Origin of the sequence: Methylobacterium sp. 092160098-2, assembly GCF_028920805.1 — a bacterium.
In the GTDB taxonomy this organism is placed as follows: domain Bacteria; phylum Pseudomonadota; class Alphaproteobacteria; order Rhizobiales; family Beijerinckiaceae; genus Methylobacterium; species Methylobacterium fujisawaense.
The window spans coordinates 418,614-438,109 of sequence record NZ_JAQPZJ010000003.1 but is presented as its reverse complement, the minus strand read 5'-3'; the positions used below and the strand labels follow the sequence as shown (position 1 = coordinate 438,109).

19 protein-coding genes are annotated in these 19,496 nt (G+C 72.4%); 8 read left to right on the top strand and 11 right to left on the bottom strand.

From position 1 onward, the window contains the following. Window positions 1–82: 82 nt before the first annotated feature. The gene (locus tag PQI07_RS34285; protein ID WP_274929077.1) at window positions 83–1,348 is read right to left on the bottom strand and encodes an adenosylmethionine--8-amino-7-oxononanoate transaminase; all 1,266 of its coding nucleotides are present in this window, start codon (window positions 1,346–1,348) and stop codon (window positions 83–85) included. Window positions 1,349–1,439: 91 nt separating this feature from the next. Here PQI07_RS34285 and PQI07_RS34280 point away from each other — a divergent pair, with 91 nt between their 5' ends. The 3 genes from PQI07_RS34280 (at window position 1,440) to PQI07_RS34270 (ending at window position 4,058) form a co-directional block, all read left to right on the top strand. Further along, the gene (locus PQI07_RS34280) at window positions 1,440–2,564 is read left to right on the top strand and encodes an aminotransferase class I/II-fold pyridoxal phosphate-dependent enzyme (protein WP_075379739.1); all 1,125 of its coding nucleotides are present in this window, start codon (window positions 1,440–1,442) and stop codon (window positions 2,562–2,564) included. Between the two features lie 116 nt (window positions 2,565–2,680). Further along, window positions 2,681–3,190, top strand: a complete 510-nt coding sequence (locus tag PQI07_RS34275) for an OsmC family protein (RefSeq protein ID WP_043349744.1) — start codon at window positions 2,681–2,683, stop codon at window positions 3,188–3,190. Window positions 3,191–3,200: 10 nt separating this feature from the next. After that, complete coding sequence (locus tag PQI07_RS34270; protein WP_274929076.1) at window positions 3,201–4,058, top strand: class I SAM-dependent methyltransferase; 858 nt, start codon at window positions 3,201–3,203, stop codon at window positions 4,056–4,058. Between the two features lie 38 nt (window positions 4,059–4,096). On the opposite strand, the gene PQI07_RS34265 is transcribed toward PQI07_RS34270, so the two are convergent. Next, on the bottom strand, window positions 4,097–5,695 hold the full coding sequence (locus tag PQI07_RS34265; RefSeq protein WP_274929075.1) for a gamma-glutamyltransferase family protein: 1,599 nt from the start codon (window positions 5,693–5,695) through the stop codon (window positions 4,097–4,099). Window positions 5,696–5,816: 121 nt separating this feature from the next. On the opposite strand from PQI07_RS34265, the gene PQI07_RS34260 reads away from it, so the two are divergent. Continuing rightward, window positions 5,817–7,256 carry a carbohydrate porin gene (locus PQI07_RS34260; protein WP_043388785.1) on the top strand — a complete coding sequence of 480 codons (1,440 nt, stop codon included), beginning with the start codon at window positions 5,817–5,819 and terminating at the stop codon, window positions 7,254–7,256. 57 nt (window positions 7,257–7,313) lie between these two features. Then, window positions 7,314–8,849 (top strand): cation:proton antiporter, encoded by a 1,536-nt coding sequence (locus tag PQI07_RS34255; protein ID WP_043349735.1) that lies wholly within the window; start codon window positions 7,314–7,316, stop codon window positions 8,847–8,849. A 12-nt stretch (window positions 8,850–8,861) separates the two neighbouring features. Here the strand turns inward: PQI07_RS34255 and gshB are convergent, their stop codons facing one another. Continuing rightward, window positions 8,862–9,818 (bottom strand): glutathione synthase, encoded by a 957-nt coding sequence (gshB, locus tag PQI07_RS34250; protein ID WP_043388789.1) that lies wholly within the window; start codon window positions 9,816–9,818, stop codon window positions 8,862–8,864. A gap of 49 nt (window positions 9,819–9,867) precedes the next feature. After that, window positions 9,868–10,161 (bottom strand): hypothetical protein, encoded by a 294-nt coding sequence (locus PQI07_RS34245; RefSeq protein ID WP_043349730.1) that lies wholly within the window; start codon window positions 10,159–10,161, stop codon window positions 9,868–9,870. A 441-nt stretch (window positions 10,162–10,602) separates the two neighbouring features. Here PQI07_RS34245 and PQI07_RS34240 point away from each other — a divergent pair, with 441 nt between their 5' ends. Both PQI07_RS34240 and PQI07_RS34235 read left to right on the top strand, forming a co-directional pair. Next, on the top strand, window positions 10,603–10,815 hold the full coding sequence (locus PQI07_RS34240; protein WP_274929074.1) for a hypothetical protein: 213 nt from the start codon (window positions 10,603–10,605) through the stop codon (window positions 10,813–10,815). A gap of 98 nt (window positions 10,816–10,913) precedes the next feature. Then, window positions 10,914–11,699, top strand: coding sequence for a hypothetical protein (locus PQI07_RS34235; protein ID WP_043349725.1), 786 nt, complete (start codon window positions 10,914–10,916; stop codon window positions 11,697–11,699). 243 nt (window positions 11,700–11,942) lie between these two features. Here PQI07_RS34235 and PQI07_RS34230 read toward each other — a convergent pair whose 3' ends face one another. From PQI07_RS34230 to PQI07_RS34220, 3 genes are read right to left on the bottom strand one after another with little or no spacing between them, the layout of a single operon-like run. Next, window positions 11,943–12,617, bottom strand: a complete 675-nt coding sequence (locus PQI07_RS34230; protein WP_274929073.1) for a DUF1254 domain-containing protein — start codon at window positions 12,615–12,617, stop codon at window positions 11,943–11,945. Next, window positions 12,605–13,288 carry a DUF1214 domain-containing protein gene (locus tag PQI07_RS34225; protein ID WP_043388792.1) on the bottom strand — a complete coding sequence of 228 codons (684 nt, stop codon included), beginning with the start codon at window positions 13,286–13,288 and terminating at the stop codon, window positions 12,605–12,607. Before PQI07_RS34225 ends, PQI07_RS34230 begins: the two co-directional genes overlap by 13 nt. A gap of 4 nt (window positions 13,289–13,292) precedes the next feature. Beyond that, a complete protein-coding gene (locus PQI07_RS34220) occupies window positions 13,293–15,593 on the bottom strand; it encodes a transglycosylase domain-containing protein (protein WP_043388795.1) in 2,301 nt (766 codons plus the stop codon). A 293-nt stretch (window positions 15,594–15,886) separates the two neighbouring features. On the opposite strand from PQI07_RS34220, the gene PQI07_RS34215 reads away from it, so the two are divergent. Beyond that, window positions 15,887–16,378 (top strand): YcgN family cysteine cluster protein, encoded by a 492-nt coding sequence (locus PQI07_RS34215; protein ID WP_043388797.1) that lies wholly within the window; start codon window positions 15,887–15,889, stop codon window positions 16,376–16,378. A 78-nt stretch (window positions 16,379–16,456) separates the two neighbouring features. Here the strand turns inward: PQI07_RS34215 and PQI07_RS34210 are convergent, their stop codons facing one another. From PQI07_RS34210 to PQI07_RS34195, 4 genes are all read right to left on the bottom strand, one after another. Beyond that, complete coding sequence (locus PQI07_RS34210; protein WP_051976350.1) at window positions 16,457–17,146, bottom strand: NrsF family protein; 690 nt, start codon at window positions 17,144–17,146, stop codon at window positions 16,457–16,459. Then, entirely contained in the window at window positions 17,146–17,703 is a 558-nt protein-coding gene (locus PQI07_RS34205) for a sigma-70 family RNA polymerase sigma factor (RefSeq protein WP_043349707.1), read from the bottom strand. Before PQI07_RS34205 ends, PQI07_RS34210 begins: the two co-directional genes overlap by 1 nt. 110 nt (window positions 17,704–17,813) lie before the next feature. Continuing rightward, window positions 17,814–18,557 (bottom strand): DUF1223 domain-containing protein, encoded by a 744-nt coding sequence (locus PQI07_RS34200; protein WP_274929072.1) that lies wholly within the window; start codon window positions 18,555–18,557, stop codon window positions 17,814–17,816. Between the two features lie 70 nt (window positions 18,558–18,627). Beyond that, the gene (locus PQI07_RS34195; protein ID WP_179698334.1) at window positions 18,628–19,416 is read right to left on the bottom strand and encodes a creatininase family protein; all 789 of its coding nucleotides are present in this window, start codon (window positions 19,414–19,416) and stop codon (window positions 18,628–18,630) included. Window positions 19,417–19,496 lie beyond the last annotated feature (80 nt).

The following is a 19,496-nucleotide window of genomic DNA, read 5'->3' as shown; positions in this document are numbered from 1 at the left end:
AGCCGTAGGCCCAACGGCAGAAACGGTCACGGGTTGCAGGCGCCCGCGGAGACGGATCACGGGAATGTGGAACGCCCGGTCGTCATGCCGATCCGGGCGCCAGCTCGGTCACCACCGCAGCGACCGCCTCGATCAGCCGGTCGAGATCCGCTGCATCGATCGTGAGGGCGGGGGTGAGATAGACGATGTCGCCGAACGGCCGGACCCAGACGCCGCGGGCGAGCAATCGCGCCTTGAGGACGGCCAAGTCGGGCGCACGGGCGAACTGCACCGCTCCGATGGCACCGAGTACCCGGACATCCGCCACGCCGCGCACCCGCCGCAGGGGTTCCAGCCCCTCGGCGAGACGGGCCGCGATGGCGCGGGCCTGGATCAGCCGTGGCTCCGCCTCGAACAGATCGAGGCTGGCATTGGCCGCTGCGCAGGCCAGGGGATTGGCCATGAAGGTCGGGCCGTGCATCAGCGCGGCCGCGGGGTCTTCGGACCAGAACGCCGCGAACACCTCCGTGCGGGCGACCGTGGCGGCAAGCGCCATCGTGCCGCCTGTAAGGGCCTTCGACAGGCAGACGATGTCGGGCACGATTCCCGCCTGCTCGCAGGCGAACAGGCTGCCGGTGCGCCCGAAGCCGGTGAAGATCTCGTCGGCGATGAGCGGCAGTCCGTGCCGGCGCGCCAGCCCGGCGATCGCCGCGAGCACCTCAGGCGGGTGCGTCCGCATCCCGCCCGCACCCTGGACCAGCGGCTCGACGATCACCGCCACCAGGGTATCGCGATGAGACGCGAGGGCCGCGTCGAGCGCCGCGGTCTCGGCCGCGCTTCGCGGCAGGTCGCAGAAGATCTGGCTCGGCAGGTAGGCACCGAAGCGGCGATGCATGCCCTCCTCGGGGTCGCAGACCGACATCGCCCCCATCGTGTCGCCGTGATAGCCGCCCCGGAACGCCAGGACCTTCGTCCGGCCGTCCACCCCGCGGTTGATCCACATCTGCGCCGCCATCTTGAGCGCGACCTCCACGGCGACCGAGCCCGAATCGCTGAGGAAGACGTGGTCGAGATCGCCCGGCAGCAGGGCGGCGAGCCGGCGCGCCAGCGTCTCCGCCGGCGCATGGGTGAGGCCGCCGAACATCACGTGGGGCATGCGCGCGAGCTGGTCGGCCACAGCGCCCGCTATGTGCGGGTGATTGTAGCCGTGCACCGCGGTCCACCAGGAGGCGATGCCGTCCACGAGTTCGCGGCCGTCGGCGAGGCGGATGCGGGTGCCTTGCGTCGCGACCGCCTCCAGCGGCGGCGGGGCGAGGCGCATCTGCGTGTAGGGCCGCCAGAGATGGCCTGCGGGCGTTTCGAGGGTCATGCGTCCGGCATGGAAGCCCCTCGGACGGGGGTCAAGAGTCCGGCACCCGCCGCTTGACTTTGCCGCCGCGGCATCGCCCATCCCCATCCCCATGGACAGCCTCGACGCCTTCGCCACAGGGAAACTCGAAGCCCTCGAGGCCGGTCGCCTGCGCCGCACGCTGGTGCCGACGGAGCGCGGCTCCGGCGCTGCGGCGGCACGACGGGGCCGGACGCTCGTCTCCTTTTCCTGCAACGATTACCTCGGCCTCTCGCATCACCCGCGGGTGATCGCGGCGGCTCAGGCGGCCGTCGCGAGCCACGGCGCGGGGTCGGGCGGGTCGCGGCTCGTGACCGGCGACCATCCGTATCTCGGCGCGCTGGAGGACGGCCTCGCGCGCCACAAGGGCACGGAGGCCGCCCTGGTCTTCGGCAGCGGCTATCTCGCCAATCTCGGCATCACCCCGGCGCTGGCCGGGCGGGGCGACCTCATCCTGCTGGACGCGCTGTCCCATGCCTGCATGTGGGCCGGCGCGCGGCTGTCGGGCGCGCGGGTCCTGACGTTCCGCCACAACGATCCCGGCGACCTCGCGGCCCAGCTCGCGGAGCACCGCCCCCATTACGGGCGCGCCCTGGTGCTCACCGAGCGGGTCTTCAGCATGGATGGCGACCGGGCGCCGCTCGGCGACATCCTGGGCATCGCGGAGACCTTCGACGCCTGGACGCTGGTGGACGACGCCCACGGCATCGGCGTGGTCGAGGACGGGCCGCGGGCGCCGCTGGAAATGGGCACCCTGTCGAAGGCGCTCGGCTCGTATGGCGGCTATCTCTGCGCCTCGCGCCCGGTCATCGACCTGATGACGAGCCGCGCCCGCAGCTTCGTCTACACCACCGGCCTGCCTCCGGCCTCGGCCGCCGCCGCCCTGGAGGCGCTGACGATCCTGGAGGCGGAACCCGACCGGCGTGCCCGACCGCTGACCCTCGCCCGGCGCTTCACCGCCCGTCTGGGCCTGCCGGAGGCCGAGAGCGCCGTCGTGCCGGTCCTGGTCGGCGAGGCGCAGGCGGCGCTCGACATCTCGGCCGCGCTGGAGGCCTCGGGATTCCTGGTGGTGGCGATCCGCCCGCCGACCGTGCCGGCCGGGACCGCGCGGCTGCGGGTGGCCTTCTCGGCCGCCCACGACGAGGCCCAGGTCGACGCCCTCGCGGAAGCGGTGGCCGTCCTCACCGGGCGCGCCTGAGAACCGCTTCCCGTCCGCGTGGCGCGCACCTATACCGGGCGCCTGACGGAGCCGGAACGCTCCGGCCGGCCCGCCGCCGAGAAGCGGGTCAGATCCGGAATCGAGAGGACGACGCCATGGACGCCACCACGCTGCGAGCCCTCCAGGCTCCGATCAAGGACAAGTACCGCACCGCACCGGACGCGGCGGTCATCACCCTGAAGGCCAGGGGCACGCTGGACGACACCAAGATCGCCTGCAAGGTCGAGACGGGCCGCGCCATCGCGGAGGCCGGGCTCCATCCGGCGACGGGCGGTTCGGGGGCGGAGCTGTGCTCGGGCGACATGCTGCTGGAGGCGCTGGTCGCCTGCGCGGGGGTGACGCTCAAGGCCGTGGCCACAGCCCTGGAGATCCCGCTGCGCGCCGGTACGGTCAGCGCCGAGGGCGACCTCGATTTCCGCGGCACCCTCGGGGTCGACAAGGAGGCGCCGGTGGGCTTCCGCAGCATCCGCCTGTTCTTCGAACTCGATACCGACGCGCCGGAGGACAAGCTGGCGCAGCTCCTGAAGCTGACCGAGCGCTACTGCGTGGTGTTCCAGACCCTGAACCACAAGCCCGAGCTGTCCGTGGCCACGACCACGGTCTGACGGAGGGAGCATGGCGGGCGGCATCACCCAGACCGAATACTGGAACGGCGAGGTCGGCACGCGCTGGGCGCGCAATCAGGCCGTCCTCGACGCGATGTTCGTCCCGCTGACGGAGGCGCTGTTCGCCCGCACGCACCTCGCTCCCAGCGACACGGTGCTCGATATCGGCTGCGGCGCGGGGGCCACGACCCTGGAGGCCGCCCGCAGGGTCGGGCCCGGCGGCGGCGTCACGGGGGCCGACATCTCGGCGCCGCTGCTCGCCGTGGCGCGGGACCGCGCCGCCGCGGAGGTTGCACGCACCGCCCCGATCCGGTTCGTGGAGGCGGATGTCGGGACGGCCGATCTCGGTCCTTTCGACGGGATCCTGTCGCGCTTCGGCGTGATGTTCTTCCCGGATTCCGCCGGCGCTTTCGCCAACATTCGCCGGATGCTCAAGCCGGGCGGCCGGCTGACCTTCCTGTGCTGGCGGACCTTGCCCGAGAATCACTGGGTGAGCGTGCCGCGCGACGCGGTGCTTCCGCTCCTGCCGGAGCCCCCGCCTCCGCCGCAGCCTGACACGCCGGGGCCCTTCCGCTTCGCCGACCCCGACCCGCTGGTCGCGCTCCTGCGCGCCGCCGGGTTCGCCGGCGTGACCTGCGACGCGCTCGACCGGGACATCGTCGTCGGTCAGGGCGAGACCGACGCGGCGGCGACCGCGGCGGCCACCCACGTCTCCCTGAACCTCGGTCCCAGCTCCCACCTCGTCCGCGAGGCCGCGCCGGATCTCCGGGCGCGCGCCGAAGCGGCCGTGGCGGCGGCCCTCGCGCGGCACGCGGCGGGTGGCGCCGTGCGCCTGCGCGCCGCCTGCTGGCTCGTTCAGGCGGGCTGAGCCGGCATCCCGCGCCGCCGGGCGGGCGGCGCGTTCTCTCAGAGTCCCAGGGCGCCGCCGTCCGAGCGCGGGTCGTGGGTCGCCTCGATCCGACCGTTCCGGGGATGGCGGACCAGCATGCCCGCGTGCCCGAGCGAGTCGATGTAGGGTCCGCCCAGTTCCTCGATCTCGTGGCCGAGTCGGCCGAGGGCCGCGATGCAGGCCGGATCGAACCGGTCCTCCACCTTCACGCTGAGCGAGGGCGCCCCCCAGGTGCGCCCGTAGAGCAGGCGCGGCGCGTCGACGGCATCGGCCACCGACATCCCGTAATCGGCGTAGCGGGTGAAGATCTGGGCCTGGAATTGCGGCTGCCCGTCGCCGCCCATGCTGCCGTAGCTCATCACACGGCCGTCGTCGAAGGCGGCGAGCGCCGGGATCAGCGTGTGGAAGGGGCGCCGCCCCGGCTCCAGGGGATTCACGGCCTTCGGGTCGAGGGAGAACGACATGCCCCGGTTCTGCCAGCAGATCCCGGTGGCGGGCAGCACCGTTCCGGAGCCGTACTCCCAGTAGACCGACTGGATGTAGGAGACGGCAAGCCCGTCCTTGTCGATCGCGCCCATCCAGACCGTGTCGCCGTGACCCGGATCGGGCAGGGGCACCCGGGCTGCGCGACCCATGTCGATCAGCGCGGCCTCGCGGGCCAGCCGTTCCGGGGTCAGGAAGGCGGCGGGGTCGTGCCGCAGGCGGGCGAAATCGGTGACCACCCGGTCGCGGATCGCGAAGGCCCGCTTCGTCGCCTCGATCAGCCCGTGATAATGGGCCGTGCGTTCGGGCTCGGAGACGTTCAGCCGGTCGAAGATCCCGAGGATCAGCAGGGCGGCGAGCCCCTGGGTCGGCGGCGGGAAGTTGTAGAGCGTCGCGTCGCGGCGCCGGATCGACAGGGGCGCCCGCTCCACCGCCGCGAAGGCCTCCAGATCCGCCCGGGTGACCGGCGCACCGAGGCGCTCCAGGTCGGCGGCGATCTCTCGGCCAATATCGCCGCGATAGAAGTCGCCGAGCCCCGCATGAGCGAGCTGCTCCAGGGTATCGGCGAGGCGGGGCAGCGCGCGGGTCTCTCCGGCGGGATAGGGCCTGCCGTCCTTCAAGAAGGTGGCGGCAAAGTTTGGCGCGTCGTGGAGCGTGTCGAGTTCCTGGGGCACGTAGCGTGCCTCCGAGGGCGAGACCGCGACGCCGGCTCGGGCCTGACCGATCGCGTCGGCGAAGAGCGTCTCCAGGGGCAGGCGGCCGCCGAGCGCCCGCGCCAGCTCCAGGGCGAGGCGCCAGCCGCCCACCGCGCCCGCCACCGTGACCATGGCGTCGGGTCCCCGCGCGGGGATCGCGTCGTAGCCCTTCTCGCGGTAGCGGGGGATCGTGGCGAGACGCCCGGCCGGGCCACAGGCCTCGATGCCCCGCACCCGGCCGCCCCGCTCGCGCACCAGCCAGAACCCGTCGCCGCCGATGCCGTTCATGTGCGGATAGACCACCGCGATAGAGGCGGCCATCGCCACCATCGCCTCGATGGCGTTGCCCCCCTGGGCGAGGACGGTCTGGCCGGCCTGGGCGGCGAGGCTGTGGGGTGCGGCGACGGCGGCGGACGTGAAGACGGGGGTCTCGGGCATCGACGGTCCTGTGGTGTACCGGCCGCAGGGTTAGGCGAGGCGACGCCTCCTGCAAAGACCAAGCGCATACGGGCGGCGGGCCATGCTATGCTGCGCGTGTGCTGTCGCCCAGAAGCGGCCGATGTCCTGCAAACTCATTTCCTGGCTGGCCCTCGGCCTGTCGACCCTTCCCGCTGCGGCCCAGACGCGGACCGTGTACGAGGGCGCGGGCGCCGATCCGCGCATCTCGGTCTCGCAGCCGGAGACCACCAGCCAGGCCTCCGGCGGCTATGTCCGCTCGGTGGAGCCCTCTCTCGGCCCGCTCGGCGACCCGCTCGGGATCCGCCCGGTCCTGAAGGAACGGGGCATCGCGTACAGTCTGACCTACATCGCCGACGTGCTCGGCAATCCGGTCGGCGGCCTTCGACAGGGTGCGATCGTCGAGGATCGCCTCAACCTGCGCCTCAACCTCGACCTCGACCGGCTGGCGGGCTGGCAAGGCGCCACGGTCCATGCCAACGCCTACTTCATCCACGGCACCGGCCTGTCGCGCTACTATGTCGGCAACCTGCTGACCACGAGCGTCATCGAGGCGCTGCCGTCCACGCGGCTCTACGTGCTCTGGTTCGACCAGAGCCTGATGGACGGCCAGCTCGGGATCCGGATCGGGCAGCAGGCTGCCGACACCGAGTTCTTCGTCAGCCAGACCGCGACGCTGTTCGTGAACTCGACCTTCGGCTGGCCGGTCATCACCGGGCTCGACCTGCCCAGCGGCGGGCCGGCCTACCCGCTCGCAGCCCCGGCGATCCGGGCCAAATACGTGCCGGGCAACGGCTTCTCCCTGCAGGTCGGGCTCTACGACGGTGATCCGGCCGGTGCGAACCGTCCGGGTGACGATCCGGAGGCGCAGCGCCTCGACCGGACGGGCACCAATTTCCGCCTGCGCGATCCGGCTCTGATCATCGCCGAGGCCACCTACGCGTACAACATCGCGCCCGGTTCCCGGGGCCTGCCCGGCGACATCACCCTGGGCGGCTGGCAGCATTTCGGCCGGTTCGACAGCCTGCGCTTCGACATCACCGGCGTGCCGCTCGCCGACCCGAACGCCACCGGGATCGGCCGGCCGGTGCGCGGCAATGCCGGCCTCTACGCGATCTACGACCAGACCCTCTACCGGGAATCCGGCAAGGACGACGAGGGCCTCGGCTTCTTCGTGCGTGCCGCGTGGTCGCCCACCCGCTCCAGCCTGATCGACGCCTACCTGGATACCGGGCTGGCCTACAAGGGCCTGTTCGACGGGCGCGACGACGACACGATCGGCCTCAGCGTCGCCTACGCGCGCATCAGCGACGAGGCCCAGCGGGCCGACCGGGACACGATCCTCTACTCGGGCATGCCGATGCCCCGCCGCCGCGCCGAGGCGGTGATCGAGGCGACCTATCAGGCCGTGGTCGTGCCGGGCTTCACGGTTCAGCCCGACGCGCAATACGTCATCCGGCCGGGCGCCGGCATCGCCGGTCCGGACGGCCGCCGGCTGCGCAACGCGGCGGTGCTTGGGGTACGCGCCACCGTGCAGTACTGAGCCGGCCTGCGACCGTGGGCCCCGGAACGGTCCCGGGGCTCCGCCTCTTTCAGCAGCATGTTAGTCTTCGAGTGGGTCGTCGGCGTCCTGTTCGGCGCCGTCCTACTGGCCGGTGTCGCACGTCGGCTCGGGGCGCCATATCCGGCCTTCCTGGCGCTGGGCGGTGTCGGCCTCGCCTTCGTCCCCGGCGTCCCGAACCTGCGGCTCGATCCCGAACTGGCGCTCGCGCTGTTCCTGGCTCCGGTCCTGCTCGATGCCGGCTTCGACGCCTCCGTGCGGGATCTGAAGGAGAACTGGCGCGCGGTGGCCGGGCTCGCGGTCGGGGCGGTGGCGGTGACCACGCTCGCCGTCGCGGTCGTGGCGCGGCTCGTCGTCCCGGACATGCCGCTCTCCGCCTGCATCGTGCTCGGTGCCGTGGTCGCGCCGCCCGACGCCGTGGCGGCACTGGCGGTGCTCAAGCACGCGCCGATGCCGCACCGGCTCGCCACGATCCTGCGCGGCGAGAGCCTGCTCAACGACGCGGCCTCGCTGCTGATCTACCGGCTCGGCGTGACGGCCGCGATGGCCGGCACCTTCCACCCGGCGGAGGTGGCGCCGGCGTTCCTCCTGGGCGTCGTCGCGAGCCTCGTCGTCGGCCCCTGCCTCGGCCTGCTGTTCGTGGCCGTGACCCGGCGCGTGACCGACCCGGCGAGCGCGATCGTGATGCAGTTCGTCGCCGCCTTCGGGATCTGGCTCGCCGCGGAGCGGCTCGAGCTGTCGGGGGTCCTGACCATCGTGACCTTCGCGGTGACGGTCGCCCGCCGGGCCCCCGGCGTCACCGCGCCCCGGGCCCGGGTGATCTCCTACGCCGTCTGGGACACGGCGGTCTTCGTGCTCAACGTCCTGGCCTTCGTGCTGATCGGCATCCAGATCGACCCGATCCGGGAGCGGCTGAGCGGCGCGGATGCGTGGCAGGCCCTGATCCTCGCGGGCGCGACCTTCGCCACCGTGGTGGTGACCCGCCTCGCCTGGGTCCTGCCGACCACCGGGATCCGCGAATTCGGCCTCCGCCAGGCCGGAGTTCCGGCGCGGCTGGGGCCGGGCATCGCCCTGTCCTGGGCGGGCATGCGCGGGATCGTCACCGTGGCGGCCGCCCTGGCGCTGCCTGCCCAGTTCCCGCACCGGGATCTTGTGGTCGTCGCCGCCTTCGTCACGGTACTCGGAACCCTGATCGTTCAGGGCCTGACCCTGCGGCCGCTGCTCGCCCATCTGCGGCTCGAGGACGACGACCCCGTGGGGCGTGAGACGGGCCGGGCCCGGGCGGCGGCCTACAAGGCCGCCCTCGACAGCCTCGCGGATGCGGAGGACGCGCCGGCGACCGACGCGCTGCGCGCCGAGTTCCGCGCGGCCCTCGCGGAGGCGGAGGCGCACGATGAGGGCTTGGCGCCGGAGAGCCTGCCGGCGGACGCCGCCCGGCGCCAAGCCGTCGAGGCCGCCCGCGACGCGGTGCTCGCCCTGCGCCGCCAGGGCCGGATCGGCGACGACGCCTATTTCCTGCTGGAGGAAGAGTTCGACTGGGCCGAACTCAGCGCGACGCCGCGCGCGGAGACCTGAGGCCGCGCGCCGTCACACGCCCTTGCGTGCCGCGATCCGGGCCTCGATCGCATCCCAGACGGCGACGGACAGGTCGGGGCCCCCGAGCCGCTGGATCGCCCGGATGCCGGTGGGCGAGGTGACGTTGATCTCGGTGAGGTGCCCGTCGATCACGTCGATCCCCACCAGGATCAGGCCCCGCCGCGCCAGCTCGGGCCCGATCGTGGCGCAGATCTCGCGCTCGCGGTCGGTCAGCTCGGAGGCGGAGGCGGCCCCGCCGCGGACCATGTTGGAGCGGATGTCGTTGGCCGCCGGGACGCGGTTGACCGCGCCCATGGGGACGCCGTCGACCAGGATGATGCGCTTGTCACCCTCCGTGACCCGGTCGAGGTAACGCTGCACCACCCAGGCCTCCCGGAAGGTCGTGGCGAACAGGTCGAACATCGAGCCGAAATTCGGGTCCTTCTCGGTGACCTTGAACACGGCCGCGCCGCCATGCCCGTGCAGCGGCTTCATCGCCACCGTCCCGTGCTCCAGCCGGAAGGCCTCGATCTCCGCCTTGTCGCGGCTGATCAGGGTCGGCGGCATCAACTCGGGAAAATCGAGGACGAACAGCTTCTCGGGCGCGTTGCGCACCTCGAAGGGATCGTTGACCACGAGGGTCTCCGGATGGATCCGCTCGAGCATGTGGGTGGCCGTGATGTAGGCCATGTCGAAGGGCGGATCCTGGCGCATCAGCACCACGTCCGCCTCGGCCAGGTCGAGCCGCTCCGGTGGCGCCAGGGTGTAATGCGCGCCTTCGACGTCCTGCACGCTCAGGCGTTCGACCCGCGCGGTCACGCGCCGGCCCTGCATCGAGAGCCGGTCCGGCGTGTAGTAGACGAGCGTATGCCCCCGCCGCTGGGCCTCCAGCAGCAGGGCAAAGGTCGTGTCACCCGCGATCCGGATATTCTGGATCGGGTCCATCTGAACCGCGACGGTCAGGCTCATACCAAACGCCCCTCGCCAACGGCGGACATCACAACCGGATGCGGCAATCTCAATCGTCGGACAGAGACTTGCTGCCCGTGCGCTTGTCGTAGTCGCCGATCGCCGACCGGCATTCGGGAGACAGGCGCTTGCGGTTGCGCATCATGCAGCGATCCGCGTCCTGGCTGTTCGGGTCGACGCCGGCGCAGAGGCGGAAATAGTCGTTCGCGCAGCCAAGCTGCAGGCCTTGGTCCTCGCGCTGGGCATAGGCGGGGCCAGCCGTCAGCGCGAACAGCGCCAGCGCCGCAGTAGCCAACCCGCGGCGGCGGGCGGCGCGCAGGGATCGTTCCGGAACCAGTCGCATTCAGCGGTGTCCTCAATCTCGCTCGGGCGGAGAACCGACGCGGCGGTCCCGCAATCGCCCGCGTCCGGCATATCGGTCGGGCCGGGCGGTAGGCAAGCGTTGGAGGTCCCGAGGGGTTCCGCGCAGGAACGTCGCGACCACGCTTCGCCGCGGTGTGGCACGCGGGTCGCACGGCGGCGCCGTCCGACAAGACACGACGCTCCACATAAGAAGGCCCCGTCCGGGATCGGACGGGGCCTCAAGTCGAAGGGAGGAAACGCCCGCCATGGGCACGGAAGGCCACGCAAGTCGCGCGCCAACTCCCATCAGAGCGCTCTTCGGGCGCCGATGCCTGGAAAGACTCCGTTAACCACGTCGTGCTGGATTGTTTCGGTAGCCCTTGCCGACGCCCTCCGAAGGGCCCGGGCCAGATGCTCGGACCGCCGACAGGAGCCGGAGACCATGACCCTTTTCAAGCAGCAGGAGACCGGCGAAATCCGCTCGTCGAAGTCGGCCGCCGATCTGTCCCGCAGAGTTGCACCGGCCGCGTCCGCGGACCTGATTCCCTTTCCGGGCGCCGAGGCGCGTCGGAGTTCCCGCATTCCGCGCTCCGGCGAGCGGCGCGGCGAGATCCTCCTGTTCCTCGGCGTGCGCTACGAGCGCCTCGCGTCCTGAGGACGTCACGGTCCATGCCACATCGGCCGCGCGACGCCACCGACGGTTCTCCCATGTCAGCCCCGGATCGCCGGCCGTTCGGCCGCGCACGCCGAGCGATGCGCCTCGGCCCCGTCGGCGCTGCACTGGCCGTGCTCGCAGCCTGCACCCAGAGCGGCGATTTCGGCCGACCGCGTACGGGGGTCTGGAACGGGCTCATCGATACGACAGGCAGCTTCAGCACCCGAGACCGCGGGCGCCTGCTGCTCGAATCCGGCCTCACCGACGACGAGCAGGCCCTGCGCGACCGCGCATGGCGATTCGTCCAGCCCGCCAGCAGCTTCACCGCCTTTCAGGACGCGGTGCTGGGCCTCGCCAGCGCCCACGTGCTCCCGCCGACCTGGCGCTACGAGGAAGTCGGTTCCTATTACGAGGCCCTGACGGCGGAGCCGTCCCGCTCCCCGGTCTCCCGCTACCGGAAGCTCGGCGACGACGCCACGGCCGATGCCCGGCTGATCCCGATCTTCGTGGCGCTGGCCGCCCGCGTCATCGACGCCGATGCCGCCCGTCTGCGCAGCCTGCCCTTCGCCAAGACCCTCGACAACGCCGACGTGCTGGAGGCCGCCCAGCGGGTCGCCGAGAATCGCTGCCTGATCGCCTGGGTGCGCTTCGAGGCCGGCCTGCGGCTCGCGCGCTACCGCTTCGCCCTGGAACACCTGTTCGCCGCGGCGCCGGCACCGGAATCGGTCTCGGCCGAGCGGTCCATCATGATGCTGGCCGCCCGCCGCAACCTGCTCGACCCGCTCCTCCCGCCGGATGCCGCGGCCCGCTGCGGCCTCGGACCGGCTCCGCTGCCGCCCCCGGTGCCGGTCGCGCAGGCGGAGCCGCTGGTGGTCAAGTATTGAACGGCCGAGACTGCGGTCGCGCCCCATCCTGACGACGACAGCGCCCGTGCCGACGCGACATCGGCCGCGTGGCCGACGTGCAGGCCCGCGCGTGTCCGGATCGTGGGTCAGGGAGAGGGGCAGGTCCATCCGGCCGATCGCCCAGTGCTGGAGACGCGGACGATCCGCGGATCCCCGAACGGACGAAGGTGGCTGAGGCCCGCCGCACGTCGATCGACGCAGCCAGCCCGTTCGACGGCCCCGCTAGCGCCCCGTCCCCTTGCCGGGCACATCCTTGCCGGGCGCGTCCTTGCCGGGTGCGTCCTTGCCGGGCGCGTCCTTGCCCGTCGGCGCATCGTCCGTCGACGTGTCGGTGGTGCAGGAGACGGCCTGGACCGCGGCATTCGCGGCGGGACGCTGACTCGGGAGACCGGCGATCACCCGCACCACCACGAAGCCGCGCGTGTCGGGCGCGACGATGCGCACGTCGCGGCTCGGATCGTTCTCGTCGTCGTCTGCGAGCGCCTCGTCGTACTGGGCGCGGGTCAGGATGACGAGGTCGAGGGCGCCACGGACCGCGGCCTGGTCGGTCACCGCGTAGAAGGCCCCGCGGCGGGCATGCGCGGCGAGCGACAGGGACAGGGGACCGGTGCGGGCGGAGACGCGCATGGGCCCGTCCGCGAGGTTGTAGGCGCAGACGCCCACCGCCACCGCCGGATCCGGGATCGGCAGCCATGCCTCGGGCGGGGAGGGGTCGTCACCGGTGGCGACCGTGTAGATCGACTGCGGATGGTCCAGGTTCTCGCTGGTGCGGGCGCGCGAGACGGCGTCGGCTTCCGAGAGGGCAGGGATCGCCAGGACCGCCGCGATGTGGACGATCCCGGCGAGCACGAGGCCGATCAGCGTGGCGTAGACGAAGCGCAGGCTCACGAGGCGCATCCGAGGCGAGTAACGGCCGGCACGGAACTCCGGTCGAGGGACCCGACGCTGGCGGCCACCGGCGTATCGTAGAGGCGCAGCGCCAGCCGGACCGGACCGGTCGCCCGCGGGCTCGGGAGCCAGTTCCCGGGCTGCACATCCGGCGCGAGCACGATCGAGAACCACCCGTCGGGCGCGCGCAGCACCTCGGTGGAGGTGAAGCCCTCGCGCAGGGGCGCACGGCCGGGATCGCGCGGGCCGCGGCCGGCCACCGTGATCGTCCAGGCGCGGGCGGGCGGCGTCGCGCCGCCGATCCGGTAGGTGCAGGTGGCGTCGAGCGCCTGCCCGGCATCGTCGACCGCCGCCGTCAGGAGCAGGCCCTCACCGACCGCCAGAGGGATCTCTCCCCGGCGGGCATTGACGGCGCGGGTGTAAGGATCCGCATTCGCCGCGCCGGCCCGCGGCCAAGCGGTCCAGGCACCGACCTGAACGCCCCCGAACGGATAGCCGCCGCTCGTCGCCCAGTCGGCGCTGGCGAGGCCCAGGAGGGCGCCCAGCGCCAGGGCGTAGACGGCAAGGCCGGCGATCGAAGTCTTGCGCCACAGCCGTCGGACGAACCGGACCGCGCGGCTGCGCGGGGCGCCGGCGGACATGGAGACGCGGCCGAACGCGTCGGGAATCGTGAGCTTCATGCGCTCACCGAACCTCGGTGAAACCGCCGACCGGGCGGCTGCCCTCGGCAAGTTCGCGCAGCTGGCCGGACGGCGGCACCGCGGCCCGGTCGCCGGGCTTCCTGCCGGTCTTGCGCGGCTCTCCGGTTCCGGAGGGTGCGTCCGGAGCCGGTTCTGCGGGGGCGCGCTCGACCGTGCGGAACAGGCCGTTCAGGCCGCTGATCACCTCGAAGGAGCGGCGCGAGAGCTTGCCGTAGGCGCTGGCATTGGGGTCGATCGGGGCGGTCGGGCCCCCGGAAGCCTGCTGCTGGGCGGCGCGCGGGCTGTCCTTAAGGCCGGGCAGACCCTTGATCTCGATGCCCTGATGGGCCGGCTCCATGATGTCGTGCCAGGTCTGGGCCGGAAGCGAGCCGCCGGTCAGCTTGTTGGTGGAGGTGTGATCGTCGTTCCCGAACCAGACGGCGCCGACGTAATTGCCCGTGTAGCCGACGAACCACGCGTCCCGGTAGGCGTTCGTGGTGCCCGACTTGCCGGCCACCTTCACGCCCTCGAGCTGCGCCCGCTTGCCAGTGCCCTCCTCGACCACCTTGTTCAGCATGAAGTTCATGTCGGCCACGACCTGCGGCGAGAGCACCCGCTCGGGCGCCTCGTCGGCGTGGCGGTAGATCACCTCGCCGGACGAGTTCTTCACCTCGATGGCCGCGTAGGGCTTGGCGCGGAAGCCGCCGTTGGCGAAGACCGCATAGCCCGCCGCCTGGTCGATCACCGTCACCTCGTCCGAGCCGATCGGCATCGACACCGTGTCGATCAGGTTCGAGGTGATGCCCATCTTGTGGGCAAGTTCGGTGATCTTTGCGCGGCCCGCCTTGGCGGCCCGGGCCTCGTGACTGATGCCCATGGCCTTGCCGAGGGAAATCGAGATCTTGATCGGGATCGTGTTGATCGACTTCGCCACCGCGAGCCACATCGGCACCCGGCCGGCATAGGAGCGGCCGTAATTCTGCGGGCACCAGTTGCCGATGCAGACGGGACTGTCGACCACCGTCGTGTCGGGCTTGAACAGGCCGGAGGCGAGCGCGGCCGAATAGACGTAGGGCTTGAACGACGAGCCGGGCTGGCGCAGGGCGTCGGTGGCGCGGTTGAACTGGCTCTCGCCGTAATCGGCGCCCCCCACCATGGCGCGCAGCGCCCCGTCCGGGTCGAGGATCACCATCGCGGCCTCGTCGACGTCGTAGGCGTCGCCGGACTTGCGCAGGATGTCGGCCACGACCTCGTCGGCCCGCTTCTGGATGGCGAGGTCGAGGGGCGTCTTCACGGTCAGCACACGGTCGCTGCGCAGCTTGCCCGCGTCGGCCATGGCCTTGATCTCGCCGAAGGCCCAATCGAGGTAATAGTCGGCGGTGATGTCGCGGGTGCGGGTCACCGGGGTCGCCGGGTTGCGAAGCGCCGTCTGGATCTGGCCCTCGGTGACGAAGCCCGCCTCCACCATATTGTGCAGCACGTCCGCCGCCCGGGCGCGCGCCGCCGGCAGGTTGACGTGCGGGGCGTACTTGGTGGGCGCCTTGAACAGGCCCGCCAGCATGGCGGCCTCGGCGAGGCTGATGTCCTTGAGCGGCTTTCCGAAATAATAGTCCGCCGCCGCCACGGCGCCGAAGGTGCCGCCGCCCATATAGGCGCGATCGAGGTAGAGCTTCAGGATCTCGTTCTTGGTGAGGTGGCTCTCCAGCCACAGGGCCAGGAACGCCTCGTTGATCTTGCGCTCCAGGGAGCGCTCGTTCGTCAGGAACAGGTTCTTGGCGAGCTGCTGGGTGATCGAGGAGCCGCCCTGCGTGCCGCCGCCGCCGCGCGAGTTGTTGACCAGCGCCCGGAGGGTGCCGATCGGGTCGATGCCCCAATGCTCGTAGAAGCGCCGGTCCTCCGTGGAGACCAGCGCCTTGATCATGATGTCGGGAAAGTCATCGAGCTTGAGCGAATCGTCATGCTTGATGCCGCGGCGGCCGACCTCGGTGCCGTAGCGGTCGAGGAAGGTAACGGCGAGGTCCTGCTGCTTGAGCCAGTTCTCGCTCGTCAGCTGGAAGGCGGGCTGAGCCAGGGCGAGCATCAGGACAGCGCCCCCGGTCCCGATGGTGACGCCCTCGCTCGTCAGGTCGAGGGCGACGCGCTTCCAGCCGCGCACGGCGAACCGGCTCATGACGCGCTGGAAGCGCTCGTAGGCTTCGCCCGTGGACTGGCCGCCATCGTACAGGCTGGCATTGACCCAGGCGTCGAAGGCGAGCGCGGCGCGTTCGAGGCGGACCTTGATCTCGGTGAGCGTCGGCAGGCGCACGATGTAGAACCCGGCTTGTCGAGCGCCTCTGCGGCGGATCCTGGCGGCGGATGGTCGAGGGCCCGCGCCGCGGACACGAACCCTGCGCCTGCGCCACCGCACGGCATCCGAGGTCCATAGCAGGATCCGGAACCGTCGGCGAGGCTCTGCGCAGTCTCGCGAATCGCCGCGGACGAGCTTGGGCGTAACGCACGACGGTGCGATCCGGTCGCATGGAGGTCGTCGGCGGCCACGCTTGCAGCGGTGCCCGGGCTCGGGCAGAGAGGCGGCTTCCCATCCGAGAGACTTTCCCGATGCCCAAGCCCGAGGCGCCGCGCCGCGGGGCGGTCGAGCCGTTCTGGCGGACCAAGACGCTCGAAGCCATGACCCCGTCCGAGTGGGAGAGCCTGTGCGACGGCTGCGGCCGGTGCTGCCTGATGAAGCTCGAGGACGAGGATACCGGCGAGGTCCATCACACCGATATCGGCTGCACGTTGCTCGACGGCCTCACCTGCCGGTGCCGCGACTACGCGCGGCGCCAGAAGCGGGTGCCCGACTGCGTGCGCCTGACGCCGGAAGCGGTGCGGTCGATCGCCTGGCTGCCGCCGACCTGCGCGTACCGGCTCGTGCGCGACGGGCAGCCGCTCTACCCGTGGCATCCCCTGATCTCCGGCCGGGCCGCGAGCGTGCACGAGGCGGGCATCTCGGTCCGCGGCCGGCTCGCCGGCAACGAGGAGGAATTCTCCGAGGACGAGCTGCCGGATCGGATCGTGGACTGGCCGGGCCTCGATCCCAGCGCCGCCTGAGGCGAGCGCGCCGGACGCCGGGGCCCGCAGACCGGCTCACGCCGCGTGGTCGCGGCCCGGCGCCTCGACCGGTACGCCCTAGCCGGTCCCGGAGTGCCGGCCGAGCAGCCGGCCGCCCGCCAGGCCGTTCGCCGCGATGACGATGGTCACCGCCGCCGCGTGGAACAGGAGATCCGTGGCGGTGGCGTCGTGGGGGTGGACGGGCATGAGCAGCGCCGCCGCCGCCGCCGCCACCGCCAGCCCCCCGAGGGCGGCGGTGAGGTTCGGCCGCAGCGGGCAGGCGCGCCGCAGCATCACGACGATCAGCACCGACAAGGGCACCGAGACGCAGATCAGGAAGCTGAAGCAGCCCGCGATCGTGTGCTCGCCGGGCACGTCGGCCCCCGGCGCGATCCAGTCGCGCAGGCAGCCCAGCCCGCTCGCGCCGACCCAGAGGGCCAGGGGCGGAAGCGGCAAAAGCGCCCAGCGGCTGGACCGTCCCGGCACGCTCGTGGCGAAGGCCGCGAAGGCGGCCGTGATCGCCGTCAGCACGGCGCCGACCGCCGCGAGGGCCAGATCCGGCACATGCATGCGCAGCATGAAGCCGCCGGTTCCGATCCAGGCCGCGAGGACGACGCCGACCACCAGCGTCACGCCGAGCCAGAGCGCCGCGCGGGCCTCCGGGGTCGGCAGCGGCCGCACGGGTTCGAGGCCGCCTGCGAGTTCCTCGACGAGTCGGTCGTAACGGGACAGGTCCCCGCCGGCCCGGTTGCTCCCCTCTCCGGGCATCACTCCCGCTCCTGCGTCAGACTGGCCCGGAGCGCCTTCAGCGCCCGGTGCAGGTTCACCTTGAGGGCTCCCTTGCTGCGACCGGTGAGGGCCGCGGTCTCGTCGAGCGACAGCTCGCGCAGGCCCAGGTGCTCCACGGCCTGCCGCTGGCCGTCGGGCAGGGCGGCCACCGCCCTGGCCAGGGCGGCCGCCCGATCCCGCGCCTCCAGCCCATGGCCGGGGATCGGGCCCGGATCGACCTCGGCCTCGTAGGCCAGGGGGTCGTTGACCTCCCGCGGGCGCCGCCCGGCGCGGCGCAGCCGGTCGATCGCCCGCCGCTGGGTGATGGCGCGCAGCCAGGGCAGGAAGGGACGGGCCGGATCGTAGCTCGCCCGGGCCCGGTGGACGGTCATCAGCGCGTCCTGCACGACATCGTCCACCGCCTCGCCGCGCACGCCCTGTGCCCGGGCGATCGCCGAGACCACGGGCAGACACGCCTTGAGCAGCGAGCGGTAGGCGGCCGCGTCGCCGCCCTGCGCCGCCGCCATCAGGGTCGCCAGTTCCTCTTCGAGCGCCATCCGGGCTCCGCCGTCGTTCCGCCCCCCGGCCCGCGTCGTGTCTACCCCGCGGTGGGATCCCGACGCCAGCGCCCAAGCGCGCGCGGGCATCCCGCCCGAAACGGCGAGCATCATCGTACGGCCTCCCGTTCCGTCCCGGCGGGGGACGCGGCGAGTCGCGCCGCGCCGAGGATGCGCCCGTCATCGGCCTGAAGCAGCAGGGCCGACGTCTCGCCCTCGGGGCGGGTCGCCGTGAAGGTCGCGGCGGTACCGGACCAGCGCCCGAGATCCTGCAGCGAGCGGACGACGTTGGCCTGCTCGAGGGTCCGCCCGGCATTCTCGCCGCGCAGCACCCGCGTGGTGTGGCTCGGATCGTACCCGATCAGCAGGACGCGGCCGGAGGCCCCTCCGGCGTCGGGCGCGGGCCCGATCTGCGCGACGACGCGCCCGCCGTCGCGGGCCAGGGTCGCCGGGATGCCGGGGCCGGCCTCCCGGGCGCGGGCGATGGCAGCGCGCAGCCCGACCTCGTCGGAGCCGACCAGCCCGGTCTGCCCGTCGATCACGGCCTGCGGCGTGTAGGCGGGTCCGCCGAGGCGGGTCGCGTAGGATTCCTGGCGGGCGGTGGCGGCCGGCAGGGCGTAGGGGTCGCGCCAGTTCAGGTGGTTCCAATAGGTGACGTGGAACGCGAGCGGCAGGACGTCGCCCTGCGCACCCGCCGGCTCATGGGCGAGGCGGCCGATCAGCGCCTCCGCGGGCGGGCAGGAGGAGCAGCTCTGCGAGGTGAACAATTCGACGACGACGGGGCGCGCCGCCGCCTCGGCCGAAGGGAGGACGGCACACGACAGGACGGCGGCGATCAAGAGGGCAGGGCGCATGGCCGGAACTCCCGCACGCCGGCGGTTCGGACCCGGCGTACCGGCTCCTTCGGCGCTGCCGCGGCGGCGGTTACACGTCCGGGTCGAGTTCGAAGGCGTCGACGTCGCGCAGGAGGGCGAGGAAGGCCCGGGCGCCGTAGTCCAGCGCCGCACGGCCCGCCTCGGCGGTTCCGAGACGCGCATCGCCCATGGCGCCCGAAGGATGGAGGTCGCCGGCCTTCCACGCGAAGGCGGCGGGGCGGCCGGCACGCAGGTGAGTGAAGTCGCGGACCATCGCCCGCGTCCGCGGCGGGAAGTCGGCGATCCGGTCGGCCCGGACGAGGTCAGGCCGCAGGGCCAGCATCAGCGCCGTCTCGATCCCGCCGGCATGGATGCCGTGGGCGATCTCGTCGGCGGGGAACAGGCCCTCGGGATAGCCGAGTCGCGCCCAGGACGTCGTGACCGCCACCATGCGGAACCGAGCGCGCAGCTCAGCCGCCACGAGATCGATGAGCCCGCTGTTGCCGCCGTGACTCGTGACGAGCACCAGCTTTCGGCAGCCGGCGCGGTGGACGGCCGCGCCGATTCCCGTCCAGGCGGCGAGCGCCGTCCCGGTGTCCAGGGAGAGCGTACCCGGGAAGGAATCGTGCTCGTCCGACTTCCCCACCGGCTGGACTGGCAGCAGCAGCACGTCGAGATCGGGCGGCGCGTGGTCGCGCACCCGGGCGAGGTAGCCCTCGGCGATGAGGGTGTCGGTGGCGAGCGGCAGGTGCGGGCCGTGTTGCTCGATGGCGGCCACCGGCAGCACCGCGATCGCCCGCCCCATATCGCGACGCGCCAAGTCTTCGGTGGTCAATTCGGACCAGAACCGCGCCGTCATTCCTGCCGAGGCCTCCTTCCGGCGCCGCCGGGCGGCGGCGGGTTCGGGAGGCGATCTAACCGGCAGGCCGCCGCCGAGTC

What these genes read in the sequence shown, in the direction of transcription:
- PQI07_RS34215 (WP_043388797.1), top strand. Translation starts at nt 15,887, where the DNA reads ATGCCCAAGCCCGAGGCGCCGCGCCGCGGGGCGGTCGAGCCGTTCTGG.
- PQI07_RS34285 (WP_274929077.1), bottom strand. Translation starts at nt 1,348, where the DNA reads ATGACCCTCGAAACGCCCGCAGGCCATCTCTGGCGGCCCTACACGCAG.
- PQI07_RS34205 (WP_043349707.1), bottom strand. Translation starts at nt 17,703, where the DNA reads ATGGCGCTCGAAGAGGAACTGGCGACCCTGATGGCGGCGGCGCAGGGC.
- PQI07_RS34245 (WP_043349730.1), bottom strand. Translation starts at nt 10,161, where the DNA reads ATGCGACTGGTTCCGGAACGATCCCTGCGCGCCGCCCGCCGCCGCGGG.
- PQI07_RS34255 (WP_043349735.1), top strand. Translation starts at nt 7,314, where the DNA reads ATGTTAGTCTTCGAGTGGGTCGTCGGCGTCCTGTTCGGCGCCGTCCTA.
- PQI07_RS34260 (WP_043388785.1), top strand. Translation starts at nt 5,817, where the DNA reads ATGTCCTGCAAACTCATTTCCTGGCTGGCCCTCGGCCTGTCGACCCTT.
- PQI07_RS34240 (WP_274929074.1), top strand. Translation starts at nt 10,603, where the DNA reads ATGACCCTTTTCAAGCAGCAGGAGACCGGCGAAATCCGCTCGTCGAAG.
- PQI07_RS34265 (WP_274929075.1), bottom strand. Translation starts at nt 5,695, where the DNA reads ATGCCCGAGACCCCCGTCTTCACGTCCGCCGCCGTCGCCGCACCCCAC.
- PQI07_RS34225 (WP_043388792.1), bottom strand. Translation starts at nt 13,288, where the DNA reads ATGAAGCTCACGATTCCCGACGCGTTCGGCCGCGTCTCCATGTCCGCC.
- PQI07_RS34210 (WP_051976350.1), bottom strand. Translation starts at nt 17,146, where the DNA reads ATGCCCGGAGAGGGGAGCAACCGGGCCGGCGGGGACCTGTCCCGTTAC.
- PQI07_RS34275 (WP_043349744.1), top strand. Translation starts at nt 2,681, where the DNA reads ATGGACGCCACCACGCTGCGAGCCCTCCAGGCTCCGATCAAGGACAAG.
- gshB (WP_043388789.1), bottom strand. Translation starts at nt 9,818, where the DNA reads ATGAGCCTGACCGTCGCGGTTCAGATGGACCCGATCCAGAATATCCGG.
- PQI07_RS34235 (WP_043349725.1), top strand. Translation starts at nt 10,914, where the DNA reads ATGCGCCTCGGCCCCGTCGGCGCTGCACTGGCCGTGCTCGCAGCCTGC.
- PQI07_RS34230 (WP_274929073.1), bottom strand. Translation starts at nt 12,617, where the DNA reads ATGCGCCTCGTGAGCCTGCGCTTCGTCTACGCCACGCTGATCGGCCTC.
- PQI07_RS34270 (WP_274929076.1), top strand. Translation starts at nt 3,201, where the DNA reads ATGGCGGGCGGCATCACCCAGACCGAATACTGGAACGGCGAGGTCGGC.
- PQI07_RS34280 (WP_075379739.1), top strand. Translation starts at nt 1,440, where the DNA reads ATGGACAGCCTCGACGCCTTCGCCACAGGGAAACTCGAAGCCCTCGAG.
- PQI07_RS34195 (WP_179698334.1), bottom strand. Translation starts at nt 19,416, where the DNA reads ATGACGGCGCGGTTCTGGTCCGAATTGACCACCGAAGACTTGGCGCGT.
- PQI07_RS34200 (WP_274929072.1), bottom strand. Translation starts at nt 18,557, where the DNA reads ATGCGCCCTGCCCTCTTGATCGCCGCCGTCCTGTCGTGTGCCGTCCTC.